The 25,139-nt window shown below is 64.3% G+C and carries 19 protein-coding genes; 13 read left to right on the top strand and 6 right to left on the bottom strand.

The features are described 5' to 3' along the window. Positions 1–159 precede the first annotated feature (159 nt). A complete protein-coding gene (locus ACYVGK_RS11390; RefSeq protein WP_460733757.1) occupies positions 160–660 on the top strand; it encodes a DUF456 domain-containing protein in 501 nt (166 codons plus the stop codon). Further along, positions 660–1,835, top strand: coding sequence for a phospholipase A (locus ACYVGK_RS11385; protein ID WP_460733755.1), 1,176 nt, complete (start codon positions 660–662; stop codon positions 1,833–1,835). The genes ACYVGK_RS11390 and ACYVGK_RS11385 overlap by 1 nt, the downstream gene beginning before the upstream one ends. 84 nt (positions 1,836–1,919) lie before the next feature. On the opposite strand, the gene ACYVGK_RS11380 is transcribed toward ACYVGK_RS11385, so the two are convergent. Continuing rightward, positions 1,920–3,470 (bottom strand): fumarate hydratase, encoded by a 1,551-nt coding sequence (locus ACYVGK_RS11380; RefSeq protein WP_460733753.1) that lies wholly within the window; start codon positions 3,468–3,470, stop codon positions 1,920–1,922. 163 nt (positions 3,471–3,633) lie between these two features. On the opposite strand from ACYVGK_RS11380, the gene ACYVGK_RS11375 reads away from it, so the two are divergent. The 6 genes from ACYVGK_RS11375 to ACYVGK_RS11350 all read left to right on the top strand — a co-directional run bounded on the left by ACYVGK_RS11375 (position 3,634) and on the right by ACYVGK_RS11350 (position 8,675). Next, positions 3,634–4,494, top strand: a complete 861-nt coding sequence (locus ACYVGK_RS11375) for an RNA polymerase sigma-70 factor (RefSeq protein WP_460733751.1) — start codon at positions 3,634–3,636, stop codon at positions 4,492–4,494. 84 nt (positions 4,495–4,578) lie between these two features. Continuing rightward, positions 4,579–5,037 carry a carboxymuconolactone decarboxylase family protein gene (locus ACYVGK_RS11370; RefSeq protein ID WP_460733749.1) on the top strand — a complete coding sequence of 153 codons (459 nt, stop codon included), beginning with the start codon at positions 4,579–4,581 and terminating at the stop codon, positions 5,035–5,037. 195 nt (positions 5,038–5,232) lie between these two features. Next, positions 5,233–5,919, top strand: coding sequence for a DUF2306 domain-containing protein (locus tag ACYVGK_RS11365; protein WP_460733747.1), 687 nt, complete (start codon positions 5,233–5,235; stop codon positions 5,917–5,919). Further along, positions 5,919–6,773: a DUF2306 domain-containing protein gene (locus ACYVGK_RS11360; protein WP_460733745.1), complete on the top strand. Its 855-nt coding sequence runs from the start codon at positions 5,919–5,921 to the stop codon at positions 6,771–6,773. The genes ACYVGK_RS11365 and ACYVGK_RS11360 overlap by 1 nt, the downstream gene beginning before the upstream one ends. Before the next feature lie 43 nt (positions 6,774–6,816). Next, positions 6,817–7,899: a sensor histidine kinase gene (locus ACYVGK_RS11355; protein WP_460733743.1), complete on the top strand. Its 1,083-nt coding sequence runs from the start codon at positions 6,817–6,819 to the stop codon at positions 7,897–7,899. Next, entirely contained in the window at positions 7,899–8,675 is a 777-nt protein-coding gene (locus ACYVGK_RS11350; protein ID WP_460733741.1) for a LytR/AlgR family response regulator transcription factor, read from the top strand. The genes ACYVGK_RS11355 and ACYVGK_RS11350 overlap by 1 nt, the downstream gene beginning before the upstream one ends. A 61-nt stretch (positions 8,676–8,736) precedes the next feature. Here the strand turns inward: ACYVGK_RS11350 and ACYVGK_RS11345 are convergent, their stop codons facing one another. Continuing rightward, positions 8,737–10,455 (bottom strand): hypothetical protein, encoded by a 1,719-nt coding sequence (locus tag ACYVGK_RS11345; protein WP_460733739.1) that lies wholly within the window; start codon positions 10,453–10,455, stop codon positions 8,737–8,739. A gap of 197 nt (positions 10,456–10,652) precedes the next feature. Between ACYVGK_RS11345 and ACYVGK_RS11340 the strand changes: the two genes are divergently transcribed. The 4 genes from ACYVGK_RS11340 (at position 10,653) to ACYVGK_RS11325 (ending at position 16,476) form a co-directional block, all read left to right on the top strand. After that, complete coding sequence (locus tag ACYVGK_RS11340) at positions 10,653–12,530, top strand: ABC transporter ATP-binding protein (RefSeq protein ID WP_460733737.1); 1,878 nt, start codon at positions 10,653–10,655, stop codon at positions 12,528–12,530. A 48-nt stretch (positions 12,531–12,578) separates the two neighbouring features. Then, positions 12,579–13,766 carry a PQQ-dependent sugar dehydrogenase gene (locus ACYVGK_RS11335; protein WP_460733735.1) on the top strand — a complete coding sequence of 396 codons (1,188 nt, stop codon included), beginning with the start codon at positions 12,579–12,581 and terminating at the stop codon, positions 13,764–13,766. A 76-nt stretch (positions 13,767–13,842) separates the two neighbouring features. Then, entirely contained in the window at positions 13,843–15,513 is a 1,671-nt protein-coding gene (locus ACYVGK_RS11330; protein WP_460733733.1) for an ABC1 kinase family protein, read from the top strand. A 153-nt stretch (positions 15,514–15,666) separates the two neighbouring features. After that, positions 15,667–16,476 (top strand): ferredoxin--NADP reductase, encoded by an 810-nt coding sequence (locus ACYVGK_RS11325; RefSeq protein WP_460733732.1) that lies wholly within the window; start codon positions 15,667–15,669, stop codon positions 16,474–16,476. Positions 16,477–16,636: 160 nt separating this feature from the next. Here the strand turns inward: ACYVGK_RS11325 and ACYVGK_RS11320 are convergent, their stop codons facing one another. After that, positions 16,637–17,542 carry a LytTR family DNA-binding domain-containing protein gene (locus tag ACYVGK_RS11320; protein ID WP_460733730.1) on the bottom strand — a complete coding sequence of 302 codons (906 nt, stop codon included), beginning with the start codon at positions 17,540–17,542 and terminating at the stop codon, positions 16,637–16,639. 155 nt (positions 17,543–17,697) lie between these two features. Between ACYVGK_RS11320 and ACYVGK_RS11315 the strand changes: the two genes are divergently transcribed. Next, complete coding sequence (locus ACYVGK_RS11315) at positions 17,698–18,873, top strand: acyltransferase family protein (RefSeq protein ID WP_460733728.1); 1,176 nt, start codon at positions 17,698–17,700, stop codon at positions 18,871–18,873. 133 nt (positions 18,874–19,006) lie between these two features. Here the strand turns inward: ACYVGK_RS11315 and ACYVGK_RS11310 are convergent, their stop codons facing one another. From ACYVGK_RS11310 to ACYVGK_RS11300, 3 genes are all read right to left on the bottom strand, one after another. Then, positions 19,007–21,430, bottom strand: coding sequence for a bifunctional diguanylate cyclase/phosphodiesterase (locus tag ACYVGK_RS11310; RefSeq protein ID WP_460734411.1), 2,424 nt, complete (start codon positions 21,428–21,430; stop codon positions 19,007–19,009). Positions 21,431–22,145: 715 nt separating this feature from the next. Next, positions 22,146–22,628, bottom strand: coding sequence for a glutathione peroxidase (locus tag ACYVGK_RS11305; protein WP_460733726.1), 483 nt, complete (start codon positions 22,626–22,628; stop codon positions 22,146–22,148). A gap of 117 nt (positions 22,629–22,745) precedes the next feature. Further along, the gene (locus ACYVGK_RS11300; RefSeq protein ID WP_460733724.1) at positions 22,746–25,127 is read right to left on the bottom strand and encodes a TonB-dependent receptor; all 2,382 of its coding nucleotides are present in this window, start codon (positions 25,125–25,127) and stop codon (positions 22,746–22,748) included. Positions 25,128–25,139: the final 12 nt, after the last annotated feature.

The following is a 25,139-nucleotide window of genomic DNA, read 5'->3' as shown; positions in this document are numbered from 1 at the left end:
GATCGATGATCAACCGCATCGGGCCACGGTTCACGGTGACCCTGGCAAACACAGCGCCCGCACGGTACCCCGGGACCAGTCAAAATGCAACGACGCCGGACAGAGGTCGAGAGGCCTCCGATTAGCGGCACAAAAACAAGGCAATCCGAAGGGAAAAGAATGGAACTGCAAACGGTCTACTACGTGCTCGCGATAGTCATGATGGTGGTCGGGATCGCCGGGACAGTGCTCCCCGCCCTGCCCGGCTTGCCCCTGGTCTTTTCCGGCATGTTGCTGGCCGCCTGGGCGGGTCATTTCGAACAGGTAAGCGGTTGGACGGTGGCGGTGCTGGCCTTGCTGACCCTGCTCTCGCTGGGCATCGACTTCATGGCCACGGCCATGGGTGCCAAACGAGTCGGGGCAAGCAAGCCCGCGCTCGTCGGCGCCGTGCTGGGCACTTTTGCCGGCCTGCTCTTCGGCTTCGTTGGAGTATTCATCGGACCCTTCATCGGCGCCCTGCTGGGCGAACTGGTCTGGTTGCGGGGCGTCGGCGGCCGCGAGCTGGGCCAGGCAACGAAAGTTGGATTGGGCACATGGCTCGGCATCGTTGTCGGCACGATCCTCAAGCTGGGTGTGGCCTTCGTGATGGTCGGCCTGTTCGCAATCGCCTGGTTCTTCTAATGAAGGCATTAGCTTTTCCCGGCGGCAACGCGACAGCCGGCTCGGTGCTAGCCCTCTTCGTCACCGCCCCGGCACTCGCGCAACAGGCTCCGCCAATCGAACCGGAAGCCTGCGTCTCCATCGTCGTCGATGCCGAGCGCCTGGCCTGCTACGACGCGGCTATGAAACGCGGCTCACCCGACACCGCCGCGGCCGACAAGGCCGCCGTCGACGCAAAGGCGACCAGGCACGTCATCCAGCAGTACGAGCGCCTGGAGCGTGAATCGCTTCCGCCGGCCGAACGCACGCGTCGTGTGGTCAGCGACTTGTTCCGCAAGGAAGGCGGCACCGTCTTCGACGAACGCATCGCCAATGCCGGCAAGGGCTCGTTGTTGGACAGCCGCTGGGAACTGGCCAGGAACTCGAAGCTGGGCCTCTTCAACTTCCGCGCCTACAAACCGGTCTATCTGCTGCCGGCATTCTGGAGCAGCAATCCCAACGAACTGCCCAGCTCCTCCAATCCCAACAGAGTGCCCGCACAACGGCAGTCGTTGAATACGACCGAGGCGAAGTTCCAGATCAGCTTCAAGACCAAGATCGCGGAGAACCTGTTCGGCGACAACGGCGATCTATGGGCGGCGTATTCCCAGAGCTCGCGCTGGCAGGTCTTCAATGCCGATGAGTCGCGCCCTTTCCGTGAGACCAACTACGAACCGGAAGTGATGCTGGTGTTCCGCAACAGCTATGAGCTGGGTGGTTGGCACGGGCGGCTACTGGGCTTCGGCGTGAACCATCAGTCCAATGGTCGAGCCGATCCCATCTCGCGCAGCTGGAACCGCGTAGTGGTGAACGTCGGCCTGGATCGCGACAACTGGGCGGTGATGATCCGTCCGTGGTGGCGCATTCCCGATGTCGACGACGAGGACGAGAATCCGGCCATCGAGGATTACGTCGGCCGCGGCGACGTTACCCTCGTGCATCGCTGGAACGATCACGAGTTCGCCTTGATGGCGCGCCACTCCCTGCGCACCGGTGAGCGTTCGCGAGGCGCAGTGCAGTTCGATTGGGGCTTTCCAATCAGCCGCACACTGCGGGGTCACGTGCAGGTGTTCGACGGCTACGGCGAAAGCCTGATCGATTACAACCACCGCGCGACGTACCTCGGCTTGGGGATTTCGCTGCTCGAATGGTACTGAGGCCGCGCGGAACGCGAAGCGCAGCCCTATAAAAGCAAACAGGCCGTCGAATGCGGCCTGTTTGCTTGGAACTGGCAATAGCGCTTACGCGACGACCACCGGAATCTTGCCGATCTTCGCCTGCCATTCCTTCGGTCCGGTGTTGTGCACCGACGTGCCCTGCGAGTCGACCGCGACGGTGACCGGCATGTCCTGCACTTCGAATTCGTAGATCGCTTCCATGCCCAGGTCGGCAAAACCGACGACCTTGGCGGCCTTGATCGCCTTCGACACCAGGTAGGCGGCGCCACCGACGGCCATCAGGTAGGCCGACTGATGCTTCTTGATCGCCTCGATCGCGGTGGGACCACGCTCGGCCTTGCCGACCATGCCCATCAGGCCGGTTTGCGCGAGCACCTGTTCGGTGAACTTGTCCATGCGCGTCGCGGTGGTCGGGCCCGCCGGGCCGACGACTTCGTCGCGCACCGGATCGACCGGACCGACGTAATAGATGAAGCGGCCCTTCAGGTCGACCGGAAGTTCCTCGCCCTTGTTGAGCATGTCGACCATGCGCTTGTGCGCGGCATCGCGGCCGGTGAGCAGCTTGCCGTTGAGCAGCAGCACTTCACCCGGCTTCCACGAAGCGACGTCTTCCTTGGTCAAGGTGTCGAGGTTGACGCGGCGGCCCTTCGAGGCGTCGTAGGTGAGTTCAGGCCAGTCGGCCAGCGACGGCGGATCCAGCATCACCGGGCCGTTGCCATCGAGGGTGAAATGCGCGTGGCGGGTAGCGGCGCAGTTCGGGATCAGTGCCACCGGCAGGTTGGCGGCGTGGGTCGGGTAATCCTTGACCTTGATGTCGAGCACCGTGGTCAGACCACCCAGGCCCTGCGCGCCGATGCCCAGCGCGTTGACCTTTTCGTACAACTCCAGGCGTAACTCTTCGGCACGATTCGACGGGCCGCGAGCCTGCAGCTCGGTGATGTCGATCGGCTCCATCAGTGCTTCCTTCGCCAGCAGCATCGCCTTCTCGGCGGTGCCACCGATGCCGATGCCGAGCATGCCCGGCGGGCACCAGCCGGCGCCCATGGTCGGCACGGTCTTGAGCACCCAGTCGACGATCGAGTCGGACGGGTTGAGCATCGCGAACTTCGACTTCGCTTCCGAACCACCGCCCTTCGCGGCGACGATCACCTCTACCGTGTTGCCCGGCACGACCTTCACGTTGACCACGCCCGGCGTGTTGTCTTTCGTGTTAGTGCGCTTGCCGGCCGGATCAGCCAGCACCGAGGCGCGCAGCTTGTTGTCCGGGTGGTTGTAGGCGCGACGCACGCCTTCGTGGACCATGTCTTCCACACCCATGGTGGCGTCGTCCCAGCGCACGCTCATGCCGATCTCAAGGAACACGGTGACGATGCCGGTGTCCTGGCAGATCGGGCGGTGACCTTCCGCGCACATGCGCGAGTTGATCAGGATCTGCGCGATCGCGTCCTTCGCGGCCGGCGATTCCTCGCGCTCGTAGGCGGCGGCGAGATTCTTGATGTAGTCGACCGGGTGGTAGTACGAGATGTACTGCAGGGCGTCGGCGACGGACTGGATCAGGTCTTCCTGCTTGATGGAAACAGGAGTGTTGCTGGAAGCGGGCTTGCTGGCGGTCACGGCTGCCGATGGGTAGCGGGCGGAGCCGACTATTGTAAGACGGCTCTAGACCCGCCGCCCTGTGAACATATCCCTGCAACGGACTAACGCCTCCAGCCATTCGGCGGGTCAAGACCCGGCCTACCATGTGTCACAACGCGCCGCCCTCCCCCGTCCTGGCTGCATGAATACGGAAAATCTCTTCGAAACCTACCGTTCCCGCCTGTTCGGACTGGCCTACAAGCTGCTGGGCAGCCGGAGCGACGCCGAGGACGTGGTCCAGGACGCCTGGCTGCGCTGGCACCAGGCCGATCGCTCCGCGATCCGCGATGTCGAGGCCTGGCTGGTGACGGCGACCACACGACTCGGCATCGACCGGCTGCGCCTGGCCCGCACGGAGCGCGAAACCTACTCGGGCCCCTGGTTGCCCGAACCCCTGACGGTCGACGAATCGCCTAGCCCGGAAAATCGCGCGGACATCGGCAGCCAGGTCTCGTTCGCCTTCCTTTCCCTTCTGGAGCGGCTCGGCGCCGAGGAGCGCGCTGCGTTCCTGCTGAAGGAAATCTTCGATTACGACTACGCCCAGGTCGCGGAGCTGATCGGCCACAGCGAAGCCAATTGCCGGCAGATGGTGCACCGCGCGCGCCAACGACTGCAGGCGGAACGCCCCCGCTTCGAGGTCACGCCCGACAAGCACCGCCGACTGCTCGAACGCTTCATGCGCGCGACGGAAACGGGCGACCAGGCCTCGATCGTCGCCCTGCTGGATACGAATGCGCGCCTGGTGTCCGATGGCGGCGGCAAGGTCACCGCGGTGATCCGTCCGCTCGAAGGCGCCGAGCGCATCGCCCGTCTCTACGGTGCCGTTGCGTCGCGGGTCGGCACGCAGACGCAGTGCCGCATCGGCTATGTCAACGGCGAGCCGGCGATATTGCGCTGGTACCAGGGACACCTGCATTCGATCACCACGATTGCCGTCGACGGCGATCGCATCACCCAGGTGCTTTCGGTACTGAATCCGGACAAGTTGAGCGCGTTCGACTGAGAATTTCTCCTCAAGTGTCACAACGCGCCCTGCCCGTCCGTCTACTCCATGCAAGGCCATGGTGGCCGACACGAGAAGACCGCAATGAACGCTCCCCACATCGATTACATCACCCACGCCCCGCAGGCCTTCCAGCATCTGCTGGCCCTGAGCAACGGACTGCACAAGGGCCCGCTCGGCCACAAGCTGGTCGAACTGGTCTCGCTGCGCGTTTCGCAGATCAACGGCTGCGTGTACTGCCTCGACATGCACTGCACCGCCCTTCGCAAGGCCGGCATGGAGCAGCGCAAGCTGGATACGCTCGCCGCCTGGCGCGAAAGCCCGCTGTTCGACGAGCGCGAGCGCGCCGCCCTGGGCTGGGCGGAAGCGCTGAACGCCATCGGCAGTGCGCACGTGCCGGATGAGGCGTTCGCAGCCGTGCAGCAGAACTTCAACGAGCGCGAGACCTCCGAGCTCGCCTTCACGGTCGCGATGATCCGCGCTTGGAACACGCTCAACGTGGGCCTGCACGTACCGCTGCCGATGACCGCTGCAGCCGCCTGATCGGTGCGGCCCTGCCTTCACAGGCAGGGCCACCACCCCACGCGGTAACTGGACCTCCGTCTGGGACCACTCGTCCGCACCGGTCGTAGCCCATCCCTCTGACGCCGTCGTTCGTCGAAAACGACCTTCACCGCCGGCGTTCCGCTTCGGAAACTCCCCGTCGACCTCCAAAACGGTCGCAACGGGGAGCGCTGCATGAAACTGGTCCACATCGCCGCCGGGCTGCTGGCGCTCATCTCGGGCTTCATCGCCCTCTTCGCCGCCAAAGGCTCGCCGCTGCATCGCAAGGCCGGCACGGTCTTCGTCGGCGCCATGCTGGTGATGGCATCCACGGGCGCACTGATGGCGGTCTTCATCAAGCCCAATCCGGTCAACGTGATGGCCGGCTCGATGACCTGCTACCTGGTCGGCACGGCGATGCTCGCGGTCAAGCGCACCGTTGCGCAGATGCGGGGCGTGACGATCGCATTGATGCTGGCGGCGCTGTCGCTCAGCGCCTGGGCGTTCTCGCTGGCGTTCATGGCGCTCGCCAGTCCCACCGGGACGATTGGTCACGTGCCGCCGCAACCACTCTTCATGTTCGCCATCGCGGGCCTTGCCGGAGGCTTGCTGGATGCGCGCATGTTGTGGGCAGGGCATATCGAAGGGGCGCATCGGATCGCGCGCCACTTGTGGCGTATGGGTTTTGCGATGTGGATCGCGACCACTTCCTTCTTCATCGGCCAAGCCACGGTGTTCCCTGACTATCTGCGCCAGCACATCGGGCTGCGCGCGATCCCCGTACTGGTCGTGACGCTGGTCGTCCTGTACTGGCTGGCACGCACGCTGATCAGTCGTCGCCCACATGCGATCGCACACCAGAACGCTATGGAGAATCCGTGATGCAAGCGGCAAACGAACTGGTCGCCACGCTCGAACTCCGTGAACACACGGCGGCATCGCACCGCACTACGTGGTCCACCCGCGCCTTGCGGTTCTCCGCCGCCGCATGCTTCAGCGCGATGACGCTCGGGCTGACGGCGTTCGCGACGTACCTGATCGGGTTCTATGGGCGCGCCGCCATCCAGGGCCATCCGGAAAAGTGGAACGACGTACTGCAGGTGGGGTACGTGCCCGGGGACACGGCCGGGAATGCGGTTCTGGCGTCGCACCTCGCGTTCGGATTCATCGTCACGCTTGCGGGTGTGCTTCAAGTCCTGCCGTGGGTACGCAATCGCTGGCCGCGTTTCCATCGATGGACTGGCCGCCTGTTCGCCTTGTCCGCCGCAATCGCGAGTCTGGGCGGCCTGATCATGATCTGGACGCGCGGTGCCGCCGGCGATGTCTCCCAGCACATTGCGATCAGCATCAATGCGCTCCTGATCCTCACCTTCGCCGGCCTGGCCTGGCAGCGAGCTCGGGCGCGTCGATTCGACGCGCATCGTCGGTGGGCGCTTCGGCTCTTCCTGGTAGTGAACGGCGGCTGGTTCTTCCGCATCGGCCTGATGTTGTGGCTGGTCGTGAACCATGGGCCGGTCGGCTTCGATCCGAAGACCTTTACCGGCCCCTTCCTCACCGGCCTCGCCTTCGCGCAATACCTCGTGCCGCTGGCGCTGCTGGATCTGTATTTCCGTGCGCAGAGGAGTCGCACTCAAGGGATGCGACTGGCCACGGCGGGAGTGTTGAGTGTCGTGACGCTCGCCATGCTGGGCGGCATCGCCGCCACGACTGCAATGCTATGGCTGCCCCGGCTGTAGTCGGCCCCGCTGCGGCGCGGCCGCGGTGAACTATCCTGCCGGCATGTCGATTCCAGTTCCTTCCATGAAGCCGCGCGGCCTGGCCCTGATGCTGGCCTGGCCGCGCGTGCGCTTCACCTTGCTGTTCTCGTTCCTGCTCGGCGCGATGATCGGAATGGGCTGGCAGTCGGGCTGGTGGTCAGCCGTCACGCGCGTCGTGGCGCTGGGCATGATCGGCCTGATGGCGTTCGGCCTGTTCGAGCAATGGCCCGAAGAACTGCCCAAGTGGCTTGCGCGCTGGGTCCTGCAGGTACTCGGCGTGGCGGTGTCGATGCCGATCGGCACCTTCCTGATCTGGCTCTACTCGACTAAACACGGTGCGCCGCAGTTCTGGCACGACCGCGAACGCATGGAGGGCTTCTCTGCGTTGACCGGGATGGGAATATTCCTTTCGCCCTGGGTGGCTCTCGGCGCATTGGTAAGACAGAAGGACGCGCTGGCGCGGCATCAGGCGCTGGCCTTCGAACTCGAACGCAGCGAGTTGGAACGCCAGGCACTCGATGCCCGTCTGCACCTGATGCAGGCGCAGGTATCGCCGCATTTCCTGTTCAACACCCTGGCCAACGTGCAGGCGCTGGTCGATACGGGATCGCCGCAGGCGTCGGCGGTGCTGCGCAGTCTGGTGGCGTACCTGCGCGCCGCGGTGCCGCGCTTGAACGACCCCGCCACCACACTCGGGCAGGAACTCGATCTGGTGCAGGCCTATCTGGAGCTGATGCACATGCGCATGCCAGATCGCCTGCGGTTCGACCTGCATGTCGACGAAGCCGCGCGTTCCCAGCATTGTCCGCCGATGACCTTGCTGACGCTGGTGGAAAACGCCGTGCGCCACGGCATCGATCCCAGCGAGGAAGGCGGCCGCATCGACATCTCCGCGCAAGTACATGATGCCCGTTGCATCGTGCGCGTGAGCGATACCGGCGTCGGTCTGCAGCCGGCGGGTAATGGTCTCGGCACCGGGCTGTCGATGCTGCGCGAACGCCTGCGCCTGGTCTTCGGCGGCGACGCGCATTTGCGCGTGCTCGCCCGGCACCCACGCGGCGTGTCCGCCGAACTCGACCTGCCGCTGCGCCAGGCGGTGCCCTGATGCGTCCCACCGCCCTGATCGCCGACGACGAACCCCTGTTGCGCGACGCATTGGCGCGCCAGTTGTCCGAAGCCTGGCCGGAACTGGAAGTGGTCGCGCTCGCGCGCAACGGGCGCGAGGCGGTGCGGATGTTCGAAGCCAAGCGTCCGACGGTCTGCTTCCTCGACGTGCATATGCCCGGTTTGTCCGGCGTTGAAGCCGCGCACCAGATCGGACGTCGCGCGCACCTCGTCTTCGTCACCGCCTACGACAAATATGCCCTGCAGGCCTTCAACGAAGGCGTGCTCGACTATCTGGTGAAGCCGGTCGAAGCGACCCGCCTCGCCGAAACGGTCTCGCGCCTCAAGGAACGACTGCAGACCGCGCAACCCGCCTTGAACACGGACGCCTTGCTGCAACAGCTGTCGGAACAGCTGCAACGTGGCACGGCACCGGCGCCGCTGCGCTGGATACGCGCCCAGGTAGGCCAGACGCTGCGCCTGATTCCCGTCGATGACATCGACTATCTGCGTTCGGACACCAAGTACACGCTGATCGCCTGGCGCGACGACGGCGGCCAGCCTGGCGAGGCGCTGATCAACACATCACTCAAGGAACTCATTGGGCAGCTTGACCCCGCGCACTTCGCCCAGGTCCATCGTTCGGTTGTGGTCAACCTGCGGGCCATCAGCCACGTAACGCGTGGCGAGAACGAAACCGCCAGCATCCACCTGCGCGGCCGCAAGGATGTACTGCCCGTCAGCCGCAGTTACCTGCATCTGTTCCGCCAGATGTGACGATGCCCGGCATTGCCGGGCATCGTCGGTTCCAACTCTTGTTTCAACTTCTACCAGGCAATTACTTGCGCCAGTAGGCGAGGTAGCGATGGTTGGAGGTCGCGCCGTCGATGCCCGACACCGCACGCGTCGGCAATCCGGCTTGCATCGCGCTGTCGAACTCGGACTGGTACTGCGCGGGATTCATGCCATGACGGTCCTTGCGTGGACCGGCCGGCTTCTGCGCGAACACCACCGAATAGAACGGCTGGCCACCGTGCATGTAGGCGTTGACATAGACCGGGCGGCGACCGGCCTGGGCATTGGTGTCATACAGCGCCTGGTACGACGCTTCCGGCACCTGCGATTTCATCTCCCATTGGCCAATGCCTTCGGAGCGGTACAGCACCGTATAGCTGCGCTGGCCACCAACCGACACCACCGACACGTCCACCGGCGACAGGCCCTTGTTCTTGGCTTCCTGGATCACGGCGTCGTGCTGTGCCGTGGTCAGGCCGTGGCGTGCCAGATAGCTGCCTGGCAGGCCCTTCACGAAGATCGCGGAGTAGCGCACCTGGCCATTGACCAATGAACTCTCGACCTGCGTCGGTGCGAATCCGTCCTGTTTGGCCTCGTCGAAACGGGCCTGGTAGTCGGCCGGCTTCAGCAGGAAGTACGAACGCCATGCCGCGGTCGCCGGGCGCCAGGTGAAGTTGAGATACGGCGTGCCGCCGACGCTGTAACCGTCGACCCATTCCGGACGGAACCCGGAATCGGCCAGATGATCGAACAGACGCTGGTAATCCTTGGCCGGATAACCATGGCGCGAATACTCGCCGCCGAGCATGTGCGGCGGCCAGATCAGCACCGGGCCATCCGGAATGCGCTGGCCTGCGAAGCGCGTCCACTTGTCGATATCGGCATGCTGATAGTCGGGAATGGCATTCGCCAGGCCGCGATTGAACTGCATCTGCACTGGCGTACCGTCGTCGGTCTGCTTGTGCACGTGAAGATGCGGTGCGCTGGAGTTGCCGGAATTGCCGATCAGGTACAGCTTCTGGCCCGCATGGATGTGGACTTGTTGAGCGGCGGGAACGTCGGCTTCGCTGTCGGCCTCCGCCTTGCTGTACAGCGTGGCGTTGTGCGGGCAGAGCGATGTGGGAATGCTGCCGGTCTGCGCATGGGCGTACAGGACGAGATCGCCATCGTCTTCCTGCACCAGCAGATGGTTGCCGGCCCCGGACATCTTCTTGGCGCGCCATTCCGTGCTCAGCCAGTCCTTGTCCTTGAACTCCTCATCCCAATCGTCGCCGAGCGCGGAGCTGTACGGCCGCGGATTCTCCGGCGCGTTGCGCCAGCAGCGGATGATCGTACCGTCGCCCATCGCGTAGGCGGGCTTGCCATAAACGTAGTAATTGGAATTCTTGATTTTCTTCCAATCGGTTCCCGGCTTGACCTCGGACCAGCTGTCCTTGTCGCCGTCGTACTTCATCATGCCGATGTCGTAGCCCCACATCTGCGAGCCCGAATCGCTGTGCCGCTTCTTGCCGACGTAGTAGCGTTCGCCCGAATCCAGGTCGTTGCCCATCAGCGGCAGGTCGTAACGGGCCGGGGCGCCGGCCTTCTTTGCCTGCACGTGTTTTGTCAGACGCGGCATCACGACCGGAACGTCTTCCACATGCTCGAGTGAAGTACGAGGGGCAGCCTTGTCGCCGGCGACCTGCGCCTTGCTGCTGGTGGTAGTGAGAACTGCGGTCGCGCCGAGCGCGCACATGGCAGTCACGATCAGTGTGGTCCTCATGGATGCGTTTCTCCTGATGATCGATTTTTTGTCGCCTGCCGGCGACGTAGGGGAGAACGCCATTGGTGCGAATCGCAGGACACATCGTCACGGCTTCGACACATGGCCGGGCGGGCCGGTGCTTTGCGTATTTGCCGCAACCGCCTTCACATCGGTGCAGGCGGCCTCTCTTGGCCTGACACAGGCACAATTGCCGCATGGCCAACCCAGATCCGACGTCGGGCCCCGCCCGCTCCGCAGGCCAGCCCAGCCTGCGCGACCGTTTCAACGCACTGCGCAACCTCCCGCCATTCCTGAGCCAGATCTGGACGACCAGCCCCCCGCTGACCGTCATGACCATGGCGCTGCGACTGATACGCGCGCTCCTGCCGGTCGCGACGCTCTACGTCGGCAAGCTGATCATCGATGAAGCCGTACATCTGGTCGGCGCGGGAGTCGCGTTCGAATCCTTCACCGCGTCCTGGCATGGCGGACAACTCGATCGCTTACTGTGGTTGTTGCTTGCCGAATTCGGCTTGGCCATCGGCTCGGACTTGTTGGGACGGCTGATCAGCTACGGCGATGCGCTGCTGTCGGAGCTGTTCACCAATGCGACCAGCATCCGCCTGATGGAGCATGCGGCAACACTGGATCTCGAAGCATTCGAGAACCCGGATCTGCAGGACAAACTCGATCGCGCGCGCCGCCAGACCATGGGGCGCATGAACCTGATGAGTCAGCTGTTCGGCCAGGTCCAGGACGTGATCACCGTGATCAGCTTCGCCGCAGGCCTGCTGGTATACGCACCATGGCTGATCGCGCTGCTGGCCGTGGCGCTGATTCCCGCATTCGTAGGCGAAGCCCACTTCAATGCGTTGGGCTATTCGCTGAACTTCCAGTGGACGCCGGAGCGACGCCAGCTCGAATACATCCGCCAGATGGGTGCGAGCGTGGAAACGGCGAAGGAGGTGAAGATCTTCAACCTCAATCGCTTCTTCATCACCCGCTTCCGTGAGCTGTCGGACAAGTTCTTCGCGGCCAATCGCCGGTTGGCACGGCGGCGCGCGGTATGGGGCACGTTGCTCGCCGCGCTGGGCACACTGGGTTACTACGTCGCCTACGCCTACATCGCCTGGCGCACGGTGAAGGCCGATTTCAGCATTGGCGACCTCACCTTCCTCGCGGGCAGCTTCCTGCGCCTGCGCCAATTGCTGGAGGGCCTGTTGGTGGGCTTCTCGCAAGTGGCAGGACAGGCGTTGTATCTGGACGACCTGTTCTCGTTCTTCGAGATCCAGCCGGAAATCCGCTCACCGGCGCACGCTGTGCCGATACCGCAGCCGATCACGAAGGGCTTCGTGTTTGAGAACGTCGGCTTCCGTTACCCCGATGCCGAACGCTGGGCGCTGCGCGGCCTCGGCTTCGAACTGCGCGCGGGTGAAGTCCTGGCGCTGGTCGGGGAGAACGGCGCCGGCAAGACCACGCTGGTGAAGCTGCTCGCACGCCTTTACGACCCGGACGAAGGTCGCATCCTGCTCGACGGACGCGACCTGCGCGAATACGACCTCGACGACCTGCGCGCCAACATCGGCGTGATCTTCCAGGACTTCGTGCGCTATCACCTCACCGCGGGCGAGAACATCGGCGTCGGCCAGATCGACGCGATGTACGACCAGCCTCGCATCCAGGAAGCGGCGCGCCGTGCGCTGGCCGATCAGGTCATCGCACCCCTGCCCCGTGGCTACGACCAGGTGATTGGGCGACGCTTCCGCACCGGCGTGGACCTGTCCGGCGGCCAGTGGCAGAAGATCGCGATTGCCCGCGCTTACATGCGCGATGCGCAGGTGATGATCCTCGACGAACCCACCGCGGCGCTGGATGCGCGTAGCGAGTTCGAGGTCTTCCAACGCTTCAAGGAATTGTCCGACAACCGCACGGCGGTCCTGATTTCGCACCGCTTCAGCAGCGTGCGGATGGCCGATCGCATCCTGGTGCTCAATGAAGGTCGGCTGGAAGCCAGCGGCACGCATGAGCAGCTGCTGGCACAGGGCGGGCGCTACGCGGAGTTGTTCGAGTTGCAGGCCGCCGGATACCGCTAGACTCGGGCAGGAACGTCGTCGGAAGTCCCGCGAACGGAGAAAAGCACCATGCGAATTTTCCTACTCGGTACTGCGATCGCCGGGCTCTGCCTGCCGATGCTCGGATGCGAGGCGCATAAGACGCCGGCGGCTGCGGAAGCGAGCGCATCGGCTTCGGCGCCGGATGCAACCTCGCAGATCGTCGCCAGCAAGTTGGGCGATGTGCGCGTGACCACCATCGCTAGCGGACTCGAACACCCCTGGTCGGTCGCGCTGCTGCCGCAGGGTGACTTCCTGGTCACCGAACGCCCGGGACGCCTGCGGCGCGTCGATGCCAAAGGCGCACTGTCCGCACCGCTGCGCGGCGTACCGGCGGTCTTCGCGCAGGGACAGGGCGGCTTGCTCGATGTGGCGCTGGCGCCCGATTTCACCAGCAGCCGACGCATCTATTTCAGCTACGCCGAACCGGGCGAAGGCGACACGGCCGGCACCACGGTCGCCACGGCGATCCTTGGCGAAACCTCGCTCGACGGCGTGACGGTGATCTATCGGCAGCTACCCAAGCTGGAAGGTCCCAATCATTTCGGCTCGCGGCTGGCCTTCGACAAGACTGGTCATATCTTCATCAGCCAGGGCGAGCGCAACGACCGCATGCGCGCACAACAACTCGGCATGCTGCAGGGCAAGCTGGTGCGCCTGAACCTGGACGGCAGCATTCCGCCGGACAATCCCTTCGTCGGCCGCAGCGATGCGCGTCCGGAAATCTGGAGCTATGGCCACCGCAACATGCAGGGCCTGGCCATCGATCCGCGTAACGGCACATTGTGGGAAAGCGAGCACGGCCCACGCGGTGGCGACGAGATCAATCGTCCGCAACCCGGCAAGAACTACGGCTGGCCAATCATCACGCATGGCATCAACTATTCCGGCTTCCCGATCCCCGAAGCGGTAGGTACCAGCGCGCCAGGGATGGAGCAGCCGTACCACGTATGGGCGAAGTCGCCGGCGCTGTCGGGCATGGCCTTCCTGGTCAACCAGCCGCGTTCGAAGTGGAACGACAGTCTGTTCCTCGGTGCGCTCTCGGACGGCAGCCTGATCCGCCTCTCGCTGGACGGCGATCGCATTGTCGGCGAGGAACGATTGCTGAAGGAGCTCGGCGCGCGCATTCGCGATGTGCGGGTGGGACCGGATGGCAGTGTCTATGTGCTGACGGATGACGAGAACGGCAGCTTGCTGCGACTGGAAGCGCCGAACTGACGGACTGGCCGACCGGAGGCGAATCCCTTCACATCGCACCCGCTAGGCTGGCACCGAGCCAAGGGAGTGACGCCCAATGAGCGATGCCCCGAGCGGACTCGCGCGTACCGCGCGCATCCTGCGCTTCCTGCTGAAGTATCGACACGCGGGCGTGTTCACCGGGCTCGACCTGGACCACGTGAACGACGGCACCATGCCGGAGGTCAGCGGCAAGCCGGAGGAGTTCGTTGCCGACCTCGTGGCCCTCGGCCCCGCCTTCATCAAGTTCGGACAAGCCCTGTCCACGCGGCCCGACCTCGTGCCGCCGGCATATCTCGCGGCGCTGGAACGCACTCAGGACGACGTATCCCCGATTTCCGCGCAACAGATCCGCGCGGTGATCGAAAACGAGCTCGGCGTCCGCCCCAGTCATCTGTTCGAGCACTTCGATGACGTGCCGCTGGGCAGCGCATCGCTCGCGCAGGTGCACCGCGCCACCCTGCGCGACGGGCGTGCCGTGGCGGTGAAGGTGCAGCGACCGGACATCGATAGCCTGATCCACACCGACCTCGATGCATTGGCCGGCATCGCCAGCCGCGCCGACCAGGCGACGAGGGTCGGGCGTCGCGTGCATTTCGCCGACTGGGTGCACGAGTTCCGCAAGACCTTGCTGCTCGAGATGGACTACAACTGCGAAGCGGAGAACCTCCGCCGTTTCCGCGCGCATTTCCGCGACTATCCCGAAGTGTTCGTGCCAGCGCCGCTGCCCGACTTCAGCAGCCGGCGCGTGCTGACGATGGAACTTGTCACCGGGCACAAGGTGACCGAACTGTCCGGCCTTTATCGCGCCGAACACGACACGCGCACCATGGCCGAGGCGTTGCTGCGCGGTTACCTCGATCAGGTTCTCGTGCATGGCGACATCCATGCAGATCCGCACCCCGGCAACCTGCTCGCGATGGAGGATGGACGGCTGGCGCTGTTCGACCTGGGCATGGTCGTTCATGTTCCGCCGCGGCAACGCGACCGCCTGTTCCGGCTGCTGTTCTCCGCCGTCGACGGTCGCGGTGAGGAAGCCGCGCGCGAAGCGATCGCGATGGGCACGCGGCTGGAAGACTTCGAGGGAGAACGCTTCCTGCGTGAAGCCGGTCAACTGGTAGCACGCTACGCGGCACATCCGGGACAGTCTGCCAGCGAGAGCCGGCTGCTGTTCGACATCGTGCGCATCAGCACCGCGTGCGGCCTGCGTCCGCCTTCGGAGCTGAGTCTGCTCGGCAAGACACTGGCGCATCTGGAAACCACGTGCCGTGCACTCGAACCACGCCTGGACATGAAGCGCGTGGTCGACCGCCATCTCGAGAGCGTGATGGTCAAGCGCCTGCGCCGTTCGCTGTCGCCGCATCGCGTGGCCAGCGAGCTCATGGATCTGCAGACGCTCGTGCGCGAGACGCCGCGCAAATTGTCGGACATGTTGTCGCTGTTGGCCGACAACCGCCTCCAACTGCGCATTACCGGGCTGGAGGAATCGCGATTGATGGAGAATCTACAGAAGATCGCCAACCGCATCACCACCGGTCTGATCGTGGCCGCGTTGATCGTGGCAGCAGCCATGATCATGCGGATCGAAACCAAGGTGCGGCTGTTCGGGTATCCCGCGCTGGCACTGGTGCTGTTCGTGCTCGCCGCCGCACTGGGGGTGGGCATCGTGGTCAGCGCGCTGCTGCGCGATCGCAAGGCGCGGCCGAGGGAGGAGTCGGGGCCGCGGTAAGGCATTTGCCTCCTATGCCAGCCGCTGGCTGCAGGGGTGACAGGAGGTTGTTTGCCTTCACCAAGCCGCGCGCGCGGCCCGCAAGCCCCTGTCGCTTCATTCGTAATGTGGGCGGGCTAAAATGCCGCCCTCCCCGCGTCACACCCCTGCCCCATGTCTTCCGCTTTCGGCGCCGAAACCGTGCTGGATGTCCGTCATTGGACGGATGCCTATTTCAGCTTCACCACCACCCGCGACGACGGCTTCCGTTTCGACAACGGCCAGTTCGTAATGATCGGCCTTCAAGTGCCGCAGCAAGACGGCAGCACCAAGCCGCTGCTGCGCGCGTATTCGATCGCCAGCGCGAACTGGGAAGAACAGCTGGAGTTCTTCAGCATCAAGGTGCAGAACGGGCCGCTGACCTCGCGACTGAAGGACATCAAGCCTGGCGATAGCGTACTCATTGGCCGCAAGCCGACCGGAACGCTGCTGATCTCCGACCTGCACCCGGGCCGCAACCTGTATCTACTGGGCACGGGCACCGGTTTCGCGCCGTGGCTGGCGGTGATCAAGGATCCGGAGACCTACGAGCGCTTCGACAAGGTCGTCCTGTGCCACGGTGTGCGCAATGCACAGGACCTCGCCTACCGCGACTACATCGTCAACGAGCTGCCGCGGCATGAATTCCTCGGCGAGCAGATCAGCACAAAGCTGAAGTACTACCCGGCAGTGTCGCGCGAAGGCTTCGAGCTCAATGGGCACGACCAGCGCGGTCGCCTCACCGACCTGATGGCCAGCGGGAAGATGATGGATCAGCTCGGCATCGAGCCGCTGGACGCCGAACACGACCGCGCGATGATCTGCGGCAGCCCGCAGATGCTGGCGGATTTTCGCTCGTTGTTGGATGAGCGCGGTTTTAGTGCGGCGCCGCGCATTGGTTCGTTGGGGCAATACGTGTTCGAGCGGGCGTTTGTCGAGAAGTGATCGCGCGGCGTTGCCGCGCGCCCCTCATCCGGCGCTGCGCGCCACCTTCTCCCCGCAAGCGGGGAGAAGGGCAAGTGTCTCCCTCGCCTCGCCCGTGCGCACCCTCTCCCCGCTTGCGGGGAGAGGGACAGCGTCGCGTAGCGACGCAGGGGAGGGGCGGTCAAGCGGCCCGCTTCTCCGGCCGCAACGCATCGCGATAAGTCCGGCTGCACGGAATGGATACCCCATCCCGCATCGCAATCCGCGCATCCCCCGTATCCAGCGGCTCGATTTCCCCCACACGGTCAAGGTTGACGATGTAGCTGCGGTGCACCCGCACGAAACGCGCGGGATCCAGCTGCCCCTCGATCGCCGCCATCGTGGTACGCAGCGGATAGTCACGGCCGCGGACATGCAGGTTCACGTAGTTGCCTGAAGCCTGCAGCCATTCCACCTCGGATGCCGCGATCAGGAACTCCTTGCCCAGCTTGCGTACCAGGAAGCGCTCGGGGCGCTCCGGCTGCTCAACCATCGGAGCATCGTCCGGCTGCACCAGAACGCTGGCTTCACCCTGCAGGCGACGGATCAGCAGCCGGTAGATCTCGATCATCACCACCAGGCCGGCGAAGTGCTTGAAGTCCTTCAGATACTCGTAGAGGAACGTTCTCGCCCATGGCCCAGCGTCGTAGTAATCGCCTTGCGCGGCATAGATGACCTTGCGCAGCGCCGTCATTCCGCCCACGTGCAACAGGGACCAGGCGACGCTCCCCAGTGCCAGCCAGGGCAGGTTCCGCCGCCAGGTATCGAAGTGGAGGGGGAAGCGCCGGGTGTACCAGAGCGCCGCGGGCGTCAGGACCAGCGCGACCAGATGGCTGCTCCACTCCCAGACCGCCGGTTCCCATGCGGCGACGTCGAGGCCTGCCCGGCGGACATCCATCAGGGCGGTCACGCTGTTGGTCGCGGCGCCGACTATGTAACTGACGATCCAGAAACCCCATTCGACGGTTCGGCGCCACGGCTGGTAGCGGTCCCAAAGGTTGTCGGAGGGCGCAGTCGAGGCGGTTGCAGAGGGCGGCGGTAAATTCATCGGCTCATTGTCACCCAGGCGCGATCGGAAGCGCTTCCGACTCATCCCACGAGCCCGCGCTTCGTCCCCATTTCAGCGCAATCAATCACTTGGCGGTAGTACAGGATGCTGGTGCGCTCGATCGTGGCGGCAGTCACCCCGTCACGGAGTCCACCATGCAACAGCGCCGACACGACATCGACGCCCTGCGCGCCCTCGCCTTCGCCCTGCTCATCGTCTACCACTGCTGCATGTTCTACGTCGCCGGCGACGACTGGGGCTGGCACCTCAAGAGCACCCACCTGGCCGAATGGCTGCAGCTTCCGATGCTGGTGGTGAACCGCTGGCGGATGGACCTGATCTTCCTGATCTCGGGCCTGTCGGTGCACTTCCTGTTGCGCGGCACGTCGGCCGGCCGATTCGTAGCCCAGCGTAGTTGGCGGTTGCTACTGCCGCTGGTGTTCGGCTGCCTGTTGGTGGTCCCGGTCCAGCCTTACGTGCAGGGCATCGCCAACGGCGCGGTCGAACCCGGCTACCTCCGGTTCCTGGGCGACTACTTCGGTGGCCGCCAGTGGCCCGAGGACGCCTTCAATGGCTGGGAGCACAGCTTCACCTGGAACCATCTCTGGTACCTGATCTACCTGTGGTGCTACACGATGGTGTTCGCCGCCCTGCTGCCACTTCTGCGTCGCCTGCCCAACCCCTTCGCCCGCCTGCGTGGCGGCTGGCTCCTCACCCTGCCGGCATTGCCGCTGCTGGCCTACACGCTGACCCTGCAGCCGCTGTTCGAGGACACCGGCGACCTCATCCACGACTGGTATCGGCACGCGGTCTACTTCACCGTCTTCCTCTACGGCTGGTGGCTGGGACGCAGCGAAACCGTCTGGGAAGAGCTGGTACGCCTGCGCAAGCACTCCCTGATGACGGCACTGCTACTGGTGTCGGCCTACCTGGGCATGGTCTTTGGTCTTTCCGATGACATCCCGGACTGGGTGCTGCTGGTCGGTCGCACCCTGCGCAATCTCTACATCTGGATGGCGCTGTGCGCGATCCTGGGTTGGGCCAAGGCCTGCCTGGACCGTCCCTTCCGCTGGCTGCCGTGGGCGAATGAAGCGGTGTATCCGTGGTACGTGCTGCACCAGAGCCTGATCCTGTTGATCGCCTACTGGCTGCTGCCGCTCCACCTGGGCCCGGTATCGGAACCGCTGCTGCTGTTCGTCGGCACGATCGTGGGCTGCTGGTTGCTGCATGAATTCGTGATCCGTCGCGTGCGCTGGCTGCGTCCATGCTTCGGCCTGAAGGCGGTCAACCGGGCCGCCAAGCCGCTGACTGAAGTGGCTGCCACGGCCTGACCCCACGGCCATCGTGGTGGCGCCGACATGTCCTCGTCGCAGGTCAGCGGGGAACAGGATTCGGCGCTCCACGATGGCGGTGCAGTGGCTTACCGTTGGGTGTTCGGGTGGCGGAGGGCGCTGCCGCGAAACGTCACGCGGCGTGGATCGTCCAGTCGCGAACGGGCCGTGCATGCGAGAACAGGAACCCCTGTCCCTGTTCGCAACCGATCTCGAGCAAGGCATCGCGCTGACTCTCGGTCTCGATGCCTTCCGCGATCACTTCCATGCCCAGCGTGTTGGCCAGGGCCAGCACCGCACGCACCACCGCGGCGCTGCCGCCACGATCGCCCGGACGCAACGCGCTGACGAACGAACGATCGATCTTCAACGCGTGCAGCGGGAACCGGTGCAGATAGCTCAGCGACGAATAGCCGGTGCCGAAGTCGTCCAGCACCGCGAGCACGCCTTCCTTGCGCAAGGCATCGAGCGTGGCGAAGACCTGATCCGGATTCTCGAGCAACGCGCCCTCGGTGACCTCGATCCGCAGGCTTGGCGGTGGCACCTGATAAGCCGCCAGCAGATCGAGCAACTGGCGCGCCAGCGACGGTGAGCGGAAATGCCGTGGCGAGACATTGATGGTGACGTAACCGCCCTGCCCGACCAGCTCGCCGATCTCCCGGCACGCGTGTTCGAACAGGCGCCAATCGATCTGTTCGATGCTGCCGCTGTCCTCTGCCACCTTGAGGAATTCGCCAGGCAACATGATGTCGCTGCCCGGTCGCCGCCATCGCAACAGGGCTTCATAGCCGGCAACGCGGCCGCTGTGCAGGTTCACGATGGGCTGGTAATGCGGCTCGAACTCGTCGCGCAACGTCGCGCGCCTGAGGTCGACTTCGAGATCCAGAAGCTGCAGCGCTTCCTGGTGCAGGCGTTCGTCAAAGATCTCGAAGCGATGACGTCCATGCGCCTTGGCGCGATACATCGCCACATCCGCATCGCGTAGCAGTTCCTCGGCCTTGCGATAGCGCGAACTCCCCAGGGTGATGCCGACGCTGGCGGACGTGAACAACTCCTTGCCGCCGATGTACATCGGTTCGCTCAACGCCTGGATGACCCGTTGAGCGGTATGGCAGGCGGCTTCAGGCAATTGCACGTCCTCCAGCAGCACTGCGAATTCGTCGCCGCCCAAACGCGCGACGACATCGGACTCGCGCACGCAAGCCGCCAAACGCTCACCGGCTTGCTGCAGCATCTGATCGCCGTAGAGGTGGCCTACGCTGTCATTGACAACCTTGAAACGGTCGAGGTCCAGGAAGAGCACCGCAAAGCGGTGACTCGGATCGCGCTGCAGGCGTGCCAGCGCGCGTTCCAGCGCGCCATAGAGAAAGGCCCGATTGGGCAGACCGGTCAGCGAATCGTGCAGGGCCTCGTGCACCAGTTGCTGTTCGGCGCGCTCGCGCACGGCGATCTGCTCGCGCAGTTCGCTCACCGCCGCCGCCAATTCGCGGGTGCGGTCCTCCACGCGTCGCTCCAGCTCGCCCTGGACCTTCTTCCGTTCCAGCGCCGTGAGGATGTGTTGCGCCACGTAGCTAAGCAGCGCACTGTCCTCGTCGGTGTAGCGCAGCGCCTTGTCATACGTCTGCACGACCACCGCGCCGCGCACGTCGCCTTCGGCGATCATCGGAACACCCAGAAAATCCTCCGCGGGCGTGCCCAGTCCGATGCCGCTGGGCACGGCCAGACGCTCGGCAACTTCACGCGCGGCGCCACGGACCGCCCTGCCGTGACGGATCAGCCCCAGCGTCAGGCTGTTGCCCATCTCCGCCGTGGGAATCTCCTTCTCCGTGTCGTACATGTTGGTATCCATTTCATCGGCGAAGTAGATGAAATGGATCGTATGGCGCTCGGAGCTGTACAGCGCGATATAGAAATTGCGCGCATTCATCAGCTCTCCGACGACGGAATGGATGCGGCGCAGCATCTCCTTCATATCTAGTTCGCTGCTGGCCAGGTCGGCGATGCTGTACAGCGCCGCCTGCAATTTCTCGCCGCGCTGGCGCTCGCGTACTTCGGTGGTGAGTTCGCGGGTTCGTTCTTCAACCCGGCGCTCCAGCTCCTCGTGTGCCTGCTTGCGCATCAGCGCGGTGAGGATGTGCTGCGCCACGAACGCCAGCAGCGCGCGATCCTCCTCGGTATAGCGCGCGGAGTCGTCATAGCTCTGCACCACCACGGCACCCAGCACGCCGCCTTCGGCGATCAGCGGAACACCCAGCCACGACTGGCTGTCGGGGCCGTAACTATCCGACTCGGGATACTCCAGACCGAACTCATCGAGCAACTGGCGCGACGGCCCCATCGCCGGTCGACCGTGACGGATGATCGCCAGAGTCAGACTGCTGCGCATCTCCGCCGCCGGAAACTCCTGCATCGGGTCAACCGCGAGCGAATAGTGCTCGTCGGCGAAATAGATGAAACGCACGCTGTCGCGCGCCGCGTTGTAGAGCGCGATGAAGAAGTTTTTCGCATACATCAACTCGCCGACCACCCCATGGATGCGCGTGAGCATCTCCGGCATGTCGAGCTCACTACTGGCCAGGTCGGCAATGGCGAACAACGCGGTCTGCAGCTTCGCGGTTTTCTCAAGGTGCTGCGCCGCAAGGCGTTGCTCGGCCAGTTCCATCGCGGACGCGACGCGCGCGCCGACGACACTGCAGAACTCGTTCCAGGTGGGAACGTCCAACTCGGGGACGCAGTTGGAAGCCGGCCAGTCGGCACTCAATGTCGCGTTATGTCGCGAACCGGGAATGCCCAGCTCCACATTCACGCGTCGCCAACCGGTCGCGGGTGCTGCCGCGCCATGACCATCTCGATGCGGATAGTGATTGGCTACCGGCGACTGCCAGCTACCGTTCGTGGGTCTTGCGCCGTCCGCACCGTCGCCAGCGTCGTCGACGGGGGGTTCGTTCCAGATGACGCGTGCATCGCGGGCACCGAAGCCACGTTCAACCTCGCGCTCGACCGCGGCTCCAATCTCTTCGAGATTGGAAACGGTGAACAACCGGGAGACGAACTCGGCAGCCGATGCCGTCCCTGTGAGCCTGCCACCGGCCCCTCCGCCCTGTTCGAGATCCTGGGCGCGCGTGACCATAGGGTTTTGAGTGTACGCCCGCCTTCCACGGGCGTCTTAGGGGAATCCCTCCCCCGGCGTCCGCCCGTCGGCGTTCCGGCCCGCTTTTCACCGCGGCACCGTCGATTGGGGATGCCCGTCCGGGTTACCCCGCGCCCGGCGTTTATCCGAGCGCCTTCTCGATGTCCTTCGCCATCGCTTCCGGCTTGTCGGTGGGCGCATAGCGCTTGATCACTTCACCATCGCGACCAATCAGGAACTTGCTGAAGTTCCACTTGATCGCATCGATGCCAAGGAAGCCGCTTTTTTCTTCCTTCAACCACTTCCACAACGGATGCGCCTGGTCGCCGTTGACATCGATCTTGGCGAACATCGGAAAACTCACGTCGTAATTGAGTGAACAGAAATTCTTGATCTCGGCTTCATCACCCGGCTCCTGATGGCCGAACTGATCGCATGGGAAACCCAGCACGACCAGTCCGCGCTCGCCAAAGTCGCGCCACAGCTGTTCCAGTCCGGTGTACTGCGGCGTGAAGCCGCATTGAGAAGCGACATTCACGACCAGTAGCACCTTGCCGCGGTAGTCGCTCAGAGTCGTGGACTGACCATCGATATCGGTCGCTGAAAAATCGTAAGCAGTGGTCATGGCATGGCTCCCGGGCTTGGTCGAATGAGAATAGCGCCGTGGCGCACGGTTTGGCTGGCTCGTCAGAAGAGAAGCGCCGAGACTTGCCCGGCGCTTCCCGCATCCATCGCTGCGACCTCAGAACGAGGCCTTGAACTCCACACCTACGGTGCGCGGCTCGTTGATGAAGCCGGTGAGATTGTTGAAGTCGATGCCGCCCACGACCTGCACTTCATTGGTGATGTTGCGACCGAACACCGCCAGGTCGTACTTGCCGTAATTCCAGTTCGCGCCCAGGCGCAGGCCACCTTCGACCAGCGACTTGCCGGTGAATTCCTTCGACTCGTACAGGAAGAAATTCACTTCGCTGCGGTACGCCCAGTCGGTGTAGACGTAGAGCTCGGCGCCATCGGCCACCGGCATGCTCCAGCGCGCGGTGAAGTTGTGGGTCCACTTGGGCGCCTGCGGCAGCGGATTGCCGTCGATGTTGGCGCGCGCCACCCAATCGCCTGTCACCGGATCCTGCTCGAACACATGCGGATCGAGGATCGTGCAGTTGGCCTGCGGGTTGGGCACGTGCTGTCCGGTGCCGCACGCGGAAACCACCAGGTCGTCGTCCTGGATTTCGGTGTCGTTGTAGCTGCTGCCCAGAGTGACCAGCAGGTGGTCGGTCAGGTACGCCTGGAAGTCGAGCTCGAAACCCTGTCCGACCGTCTTGTCGGCGTTGAGCAGGACATTGGCATTGGCCGAACCGCCCACAGCGGTGAGCTGCTGGTCTTTCACTTCGTAGCGGAACACACCCAGGTTCAGGCGTGCGCGGTTGTCCCACAGATCGGCCTTCACGCCGGCTTCGATCGCCGTAGACGTCTCCGGACCCGCCACCGACTTCGCGTTGAATGCGCCCGCAGCCTGGATACTGCTGCCGCGATAGCCGGTGGCAACGCGCGCGTAGACATTGATGTTGTCGTTGATCTTATACGTGCCCGACAGATCCCAGCTCAGCTTCTTGTCTTCCGGCGAAGCCGACAGATCGCCATCCGGTTCCTGCGCCGCGAGCTGCGTGATGTTGCACTTCGCCAGGTCCGGACGATTGAAGATGACCATGTAGCGGAAGCACGGGGCGAAACCGCTGGCGTTGTATTCCTCGACGGTCAGCTCCTTCTTGTCGACCGTGTAGCGCAGGCCGCCGCGCAGCTCGAACGCCGGCGTGACCTTCCAGGTCGCGGCACCGAACACCGCCCACGAGTCACTGGTCTGGTTGACGCGCTCGTAACCATCCTGCGCGCCGCCATTGAGCGAGTCGTAGCTGAAGCTTTCGACGTCGTAGTCTTCCTTGAAATAGAACAGGCCGGCCTGCCAGTCGATCGCCGTGCCGGTGTCCGACTCGATGCGGAACTCCTGCGTCCACTGCGAGTGCTCGGGAATGCCATCGGCGGTTTCCGACGCGAATGGAATCACACCTGGCCCGGACACCGGCAGGAACGCCGCGCCGAAGCCGCCGTCGATGTCGCCGCGGCTATAGGTTTCCACCGACTCGTAGCCGGTGATCGAGTGCAGCTTGTAGCTGCCCAGGTTCCAGGTCAGGCGGGCGCTGGCGCCCTTGCTGTCCAGTTCGGACCGGTTGGCGCCATCGATGGACACGCTGTTTTCATCGAAACCGTCGACCAGTTCATTGGTGCCCGGCTTGATGATGTTGGCGCGGAAGAGGCGCGCGGTACCGTTGAGGTGGCGCGCGTGGACGTTCAACAAGGCCTCGAAATCCTCGCCTGCGTACAGCGCCTGCAGGCGCGCGGCGCCTTCGTCGTAGCCCTCGAACCCGTCGTTGGGACCCGGATAGGTATTCCGCACCCAGTCGTCGCGGCGCTGGAACATGGCCGAAGCACGACCCGACCAGTTGCCACCGAGGCCACCACCGATGGCGCCTTCGAAATTGATCATGTCGTCGCTGCCGACGCCGAGCTTGGCGTAGCCGTCCATTTCCTTCTTCGGACGCGCGGATTCGAACTTCACCACGCCTGCCGGGCTGTTGCGGCCGAACAGCGAACCCTGCGGACCACGCAGCACTTCGATCTGGTCCAGATCGAACACCGGGAAGCCCTTGAGGATCGGGTTCTCCTGCACGACCTCGTCATAGACGAGAGACACCGGCTGCGAGGTATTGAGGCGGAAGTCGGTGTTGCCGTAACCGCGGATGTAGAAGCGCGGGAAGGCGCGGCCGAAGGACGATTCGATGTTGAGGCTGGGCACGCGTCCCGACAGGAAGCGCACGTCGTTGCCGCCGGAACCGATCACCTCGAGGTTCTCGCCGCTGACAGTGCTGACCGAGACCGGGACGTCCTGGATGTTCTCGACCTTGCGCTGCGCGGTTACCTGCACGCTGTCGAGGGTGGTCGCCTTCTGAGCCGTACTCGGAGCGGTGGTTTCCTGGGCAAGCGCAGCGTGCGTGGGAAGCAGCAGTGCGATGGCTACGGCCAGTACGTGGCGGGACGGCTGGCGAGCGTGCAGCGGCTTGGAAGTCATGGGCGGCCTCGC

It is taken from the genome of Lysobacter tyrosinilyticus (assembly GCF_054779815.1).
This window is presented reverse-complemented; position numbering and strand designations above follow the sequence as displayed.

What these genes read in the sequence shown, in the direction of transcription:
- ACYVGK_RS11345 (WP_460733739.1), bottom strand. Translation starts at nt 10,455, where the DNA reads ATGAGGACCACACTGATCGTGACTGCCATGTGCGCGCTCGGCGCGACC.
- ACYVGK_RS11335 (WP_460733735.1), top strand. Translation starts at nt 12,579, where the DNA reads ATGCGAATTTTCCTACTCGGTACTGCGATCGCCGGGCTCTGCCTGCCG.
- ACYVGK_RS11305 (WP_460733726.1), bottom strand. Translation starts at nt 22,628, where the DNA reads ATGACCACTGCTTACGATTTTTCAGCGACCGATATCGATGGTCAGTCC.
- ACYVGK_RS11330 (WP_460733733.1), top strand. Translation starts at nt 13,843, where the DNA reads ATGAGCGATGCCCCGAGCGGACTCGCGCGTACCGCGCGCATCCTGCGC.
- ACYVGK_RS11340 (WP_460733737.1), top strand. Translation starts at nt 10,653, where the DNA reads ATGGCCAACCCAGATCCGACGTCGGGCCCCGCCCGCTCCGCAGGCCAG.
- ACYVGK_RS11365 (WP_460733747.1), top strand. Translation starts at nt 5,233, where the DNA reads ATGAAACTGGTCCACATCGCCGCCGGGCTGCTGGCGCTCATCTCGGGC.
- ACYVGK_RS11385 (WP_460733755.1), top strand. Translation starts at nt 660, where the DNA reads ATGAAGGCATTAGCTTTTCCCGGCGGCAACGCGACAGCCGGCTCGGTG.
- ACYVGK_RS11320 (WP_460733730.1), bottom strand. Translation starts at nt 17,542, where the DNA reads ATGAATTTACCGCCGCCCTCTGCAACCGCCTCGACTGCGCCCTCCGAC.
- ACYVGK_RS11355 (WP_460733743.1), top strand. Translation starts at nt 6,817, where the DNA reads ATGTCGATTCCAGTTCCTTCCATGAAGCCGCGCGGCCTGGCCCTGATG.
- ACYVGK_RS11370 (WP_460733749.1), top strand. Translation starts at nt 4,579, where the DNA reads ATGAACGCTCCCCACATCGATTACATCACCCACGCCCCGCAGGCCTTC.
- ACYVGK_RS11325 (WP_460733732.1), top strand. Translation starts at nt 15,667, where the DNA reads ATGTCTTCCGCTTTCGGCGCCGAAACCGTGCTGGATGTCCGTCATTGG.
- ACYVGK_RS11315 (WP_460733728.1), top strand. Translation starts at nt 17,698, where the DNA reads ATGCAACAGCGCCGACACGACATCGACGCCCTGCGCGCCCTCGCCTTC.
- ACYVGK_RS11390 (WP_460733757.1), top strand. Translation starts at nt 160, where the DNA reads ATGGAACTGCAAACGGTCTACTACGTGCTCGCGATAGTCATGATGGTG.
- ACYVGK_RS11350 (WP_460733741.1), top strand. Translation starts at nt 7,899, where the DNA reads ATGCGTCCCACCGCCCTGATCGCCGACGACGAACCCCTGTTGCGCGAC.
- ACYVGK_RS11360 (WP_460733745.1), top strand. Translation starts at nt 5,919, where the DNA reads ATGCAAGCGGCAAACGAACTGGTCGCCACGCTCGAACTCCGTGAACAC.
- ACYVGK_RS11310 (WP_460734411.1), bottom strand. Translation starts at nt 21,430, where the DNA reads ATGCCGGAGATGCTCACGCGCATCCATGGGGTGGTCGGCGAGTTGATG.
- ACYVGK_RS11300 (WP_460733724.1), bottom strand. Translation starts at nt 25,127, where the DNA reads ATGACTTCCAAGCCGCTGCACGCTCGCCAGCCGTCCCGCCACGTACTG.
- ACYVGK_RS11375 (WP_460733751.1), top strand. Translation starts at nt 3,634, where the DNA reads ATGAATACGGAAAATCTCTTCGAAACCTACCGTTCCCGCCTGTTCGGA.